Genomic DNA, 830 nt, shown 5'->3' on the forward strand with positions numbered 1-830 from the left:
ACAGTGCCGCTTGCCCGCGTTTCGCAGAATGAGGCCAACCTGGGACGCATGGAGCGTAAAGTCGACGAGCAGTTTTCGCAGTTGAACGGTGGTCGGCTGACGGTCAGCTATCTGGTAGGCCAGGCCGGTGCAGGCCAACAGTCTTCGGCACCCTTGCACCTGCTGGTCGGTGAGCAAACCGATTTGTTACCGCCCCCCATTGTGGTGGGAGTGACCAACAACCTGCTGTTCCCTGGCTCGCCAGTCACGGTAAAGATTCCTGGCCACGCGCTCACGGATGACGCCTCGGTGACCTTGAGCTGGATCGGGCGTAGTGCGGCGGCGACGTTTACAGATACTCAGCTGTCAGATGCCGGCGTAGCAATGAGCTTCACGGTACCTGCAGATAAGGTGGCCGCTGGGCTTCGCCAATCGGTCCAGGTGTTCTACGCCTTGAGGACTAGAAAGGGCGTACAGCTGTCGAGTAGCGTGACATTGATCATTGCCGATGCGGCGACCCCTTGGGACAGGCGAGCACCGGTTTCGCGGGAGGCACAGGGGGCGATCCTTGATCCTGCGCGTGTTCCGCTGACGCCGGGGGCAACCTTCACCGTGAACTTCCAGGGCATGTTGCCCTTGAGCCAGGTGCGGTTGGTGCTGGACAGCCCTTTGCCAGGGCAAGGGTTTACTTCTGAAATCCGGACGATAGACCAGCTTGGTCCTTTGACATTCCAGGTGCCACGCAGTGTGATTCTCGCCAACCTTGGGCGGGACATCATCGTGCGTTATCAACGCAAGCGTTACGGCCAGGATGAGTTTGCGTTTTCCAATCCGTTGGCGCTGAAGGTGAG

1 pseudogene is annotated in these 830 nt (G+C 59.5%); it reads left to right on the forward strand.

Going from position 1 to position 830, the window contains the following annotated elements:
* Nucleotides 1-48: 48 nt before the first annotated feature.
* Nucleotides 49-830: pseudogene (locus E3U47_RS24770) on the forward strand (hypothetical protein); the annotation flags it as partial.

Origin of the sequence: Pseudomonas sp. RIT623, from assembly GCF_004519305.1 — a bacterium.
Taxonomy (GTDB): Bacteria; Pseudomonadota; Gammaproteobacteria; order Pseudomonadales; family Pseudomonadaceae; genus Aquipseudomonas.